Genomic DNA, 3626 nt, shown 5'->3' with positions numbered 1-3626 from the left:
TTTCCTTACAAATCAATGACTTACGGTGTGAGTCATTGATTTGGGCGCCCCGCGCGGGGCGCGTTGATGGACTTTTTTGCGAGTCCATCAAGATTTACCCCGTGTCACCCTGTGGTTCAGCCTGGGAATGGCTGAGCTGCCTGTCCGCCATAGCTCGAAGAGCGACGGCGGATGGTTAGTCGGCTCTTGCCGCTTTTACAGGGACCGAGCCTCACCCCCAGAATTCAGGTTTTCTCCGTGTTCTCTGTGAGCTCTGTGAGAAACCGCTCTTTAGATCTTCTCTGCGGGTTGCGCGGCCTACCAGCGAGCCGCCTCCGCGTCCCCTGCGTTAAGGCTTTTATGTTTAAGCTCCGCCCGGAATGACGATGGTGATTTTACCCCGATACCCCGTTACTCCGATACGCCGATACGGATTTACTCCCCCTCCCCGCGTCACCGTTTCTCCGTTTCACCCCCTCAGGGTTGTTCTCCCTCTCCCGGCTCCTGAATCCCCGTGAGTGCGTGCATGCGTGGAGCGTGATTGCGAAGAAGATGTTTCGCACGAACGCACGTACGCTCTACTCACCCACGATACCTTCCCGGAAACGGCGGATCTTTTTCCTTATCTCTTTGAGCTTTTCTCCGATCGCCTTCTCTCTTCCTTGCTGGGAAGGAATGTAATAGTTTTTTTCCCCGAGTTCAGCGGGAAAAAAACTGTGCACCGACACCCCTTCCGGCATGTCGTGGGAGTATTCGTACCCCTTTCCGTACCCCAGGTCCTTCATGAGGCCCGTGGGGGCGTTGCGGATATGATGGGGCACCTGGTAGGCGGGGTTGTCCCTGATATCCCTCTGGACGCGCTTGTGCGCCGTGTAAAGGGCATTGCTCTTGGGGGCCATGGCCAGGTAAACGGTGAGCTGGGCGACGATGAGATCTCCCTCGGGCTCCCCAACGAAATCGAAGGCCTGCCTGGCGGCGGACGCCTGGACGAGGGCTCCGGGATCGGCCAGCCCCACGTCTTCCACGGCGAACCTTGCGAGACGTCTTAAAATGTACCGCCTGTCCTCCCCGGCCTCGAGCATCCTCGCAAGCCAGTACAGGGACGCGTCCGGATCGGAGCCCCGCAGGCTCTTGTGCAGGGCGCTGATGATGTTGTAGTGCTCCTCCCCTGTCTTGTCGTAGGCCAGGGACTTGGACTGGATGGCGTTTTTCACGTCCTGGGCCCGGATGACCCGTCGCCCTTCTTCGTCCGGCTGGACCATGAGGGCCGCCATCTCCAGGGCGTTGAGGGCCCGGCGGGCGTCGCCATCCGCTGCGGAGACGATAAAACTCACGGCTTCCTCCTTGAGAGACAGGTTCATGCCCTGAAGCTCTTCATCCCCGGCGACAGCCCTCTGAACAACGGTTTTGATTTCTTCCGTGTTCAGAGGGTTGAAGACGAACACCTTGCTGCGGGACAGCAGGGCCGCGTTGACCTCGAAGGAGGGGTTCTCGGTAGTGGCGCCGATGAGGATGACGTCCCCCGACTCGACGTAGGGCAGGAAGGCGTCCTGCTGGGCCTTGTTGAAACGGTGCACCTCGTCGACGAAAAGGATGGTCCTGCGCCCGGAGCGGCGTCTCAGCTCCCTCGCCCTGGCCATGACCTCCTTCATCTCCTTCGCGCCTGAGGTAACGGCGGTGTAAGAAAGGAACATGGAACCTGTTGTGTCCGCGATGAGGCGGGCCAGGGTGGTCTTGCCCGAACCCGGCGGCCCCCAGAAGATAACCGAGGCCAGGCGATCCTCCTCGATCATCCTCCGGAGGATGGCTCCCTCACCCATGAGATCTTCCTGGCCCACGAACTGCCCGAGCCCGGCCGGCCGCATCCGTTCGGCAAGGGGAGCGTATCCGCCCGCCGGAGGAGAGGCCCCCTGCTCCGGAAACAGGTCACCTGTGGTGGCAGCACCCGTATCTCCCTCAAATTCCTTGATTTTCCCAGGCATGTACCATAAATTATCAGAAACTTGTGCATCTGTCTTTCGCTAAGGTCCCGCCAAAGACTCCGGATGAGTTTATATCATCTTTCACAATGGCAGGTTTCCATCCGCGAAATAAAACCGGAAAAGAATTTGTGAAACGTATTTCCCCAATAATCCAGGAGGCTGAGATATCAATCAAGCCTCCTGGTGGGAAAGGGCAGCGATCATGACAATCAAAAAGATCCTGGTTATCGATGACGAAACATTCATATTAAACCTTCTGCGTAACGGCCTCACCGAGAGCGGGTTCGAGGTCATTACCGCTGACAACGGCTTCGACGGAATCCTGGCTGTGGAAGAGCAGCGTCCCGACTGCGTCATCACAGACATCATGATGCCGCGGCTGTCCGGCATCGACTTCCTGAAAGCGCTCAAGAACAACACGGGTACAAAGGACGTCCCGGTCATCCTCATCTCCGCCATGGACCAGGCCGAGATGGTCCAGCAGGGTCTTGACATGGGAGCGGTGGATTACATCACCAAGCCTTTCAAGATCAACGAGATCGTCGGAAAACTCCGGCACCACCTCCCATAGCGGTGCCTTGAAATGGAGCCTGTTTCAAAAATCCTCATCGTCGAAGATAACAGAGGGCTCAACGAGATCCTGCGCAAGATCGTGGAATCGGAGGGGTACGAAGCCGCCTCGGCCTTCACAGGGACCGAAGCCCTCCAGATGCTGACGGAAGATGGACCCTTCGACCTGATTCTCCTGGACGTGATGCTTCCGGATCCCGAATCACCTCCCGGAGGGGGGATGGACGGGTTCGAGGTTTGTCAGCGTGTCAAATCCGAGCCAACTCTCGACGACACCATGATCTTCCTGGTTACTGTCAAGGACCAGCCGGAAGACATCATGAGGGGGATCGACGCCGGCGCGGACGATTACATCACCAAACCTTTCAACACGACCCTTCTTCTGGCCAAGATCAAGGCCATGCTGCGCATCAAGAACCTTTCCGTGGAGCTGAAGAAGAAGAACCGGCTGCTTGAGGAGATGGCCATCACCGATGGTCTGACAGGTATCCCCAACTACCGTTTTTTTATCGAGAAACTCGACGAGGAGGTTAAAAGGAGCAGGCGCTACAAGACGCCGTTCAGCCTCATCATTCTGGACCTGGATAACTTCAAGGAGATCAACGACAACTATGGGCACCGGCACGGCGATTACGTCCTTCGGGAGGTGGCCGCAAGGCTTCAGCAGGGTCTCAGGGAGACCGACCTGCTGGCGAGGTACGGGGGCGACGAGTTCGCCATGCTCCTCACCCAGACCGATCTGGAGGGCGGGAAAAACGTGGCCGACCAGGTCCTGGAACGGCTATCGGTTCCCATCACGACAGACGGTTTCGAGCACCACATCCTAGCGAGTATCGGACTCGTTTACCACGACAGCCGGAAAGAGATCTCCGGCGATGATCTCATCGTTGCCGCGGACAACGCCCTTTACACGGCCAAGGAGATGGGTGGTGACCAGATCCACATCTCGGACGTTGGAAAAGCCGATTGATCCGAGGAGCTAATTTCAGATTCCAAAAATAATGACTTCGCAAAAAGTCATCAATGCGCCCCGCGCGGGGCGCCCAAATCAATGACAAGCCGCGCCTGGGAAGGGCGCCCGGATCGATGACCGAT

General features: G+C 57.7%; 3 protein-coding genes. 2 read left to right on the top strand and 1 reads right to left on the bottom strand.

Annotated features, from left to right (window positions below; translation table 11 throughout):
• Nucleotides 1-557 precede the first annotated feature (557 nt).
• The gene (locus tag P1S46_11925) at nucleotides 558-1961 is read right to left on the bottom strand and encodes a replication-associated recombination protein A (protein MDF1537177.1); all 1404 of its coding nucleotides are present in this window, start codon (nucleotides 1959-1961) and stop codon (nucleotides 558-560) included.
• A 202-nt stretch (nucleotides 1962-2163) separates the two neighbouring features.
• Between P1S46_11925 and P1S46_11920 the strand changes: the two genes are divergently transcribed.
• Nucleotides 2164-2532: a response regulator gene (locus P1S46_11920; protein ID MDF1537176.1), complete on the top strand. Its 369-nt coding sequence runs from the start codon at nucleotides 2164-2166 to the stop codon at nucleotides 2530-2532.
• Nucleotides 2533-2544: 12 nt separating this feature from the next.
• The gene (locus P1S46_11915) at nucleotides 2545-3501 is read left to right on the top strand and encodes a diguanylate cyclase (protein ID MDF1537175.1); all 957 of its coding nucleotides are present in this window, start codon (nucleotides 2545-2547) and stop codon (nucleotides 3499-3501) included.
• The last annotated feature ends 125 nt before the right edge of the window (nucleotides 3502-3626 follow it).

The sequence above is a fragment of the bacterium genome (assembly GCA_029210545.1).
Classification (GTDB): Bacteria; BMS3Abin14; BMS3Abin14; order BMS3Abin14; family BMS3Abin14; genus JARGFV01.
This window is presented reverse-complemented; position numbering and strand designations above follow the sequence as displayed.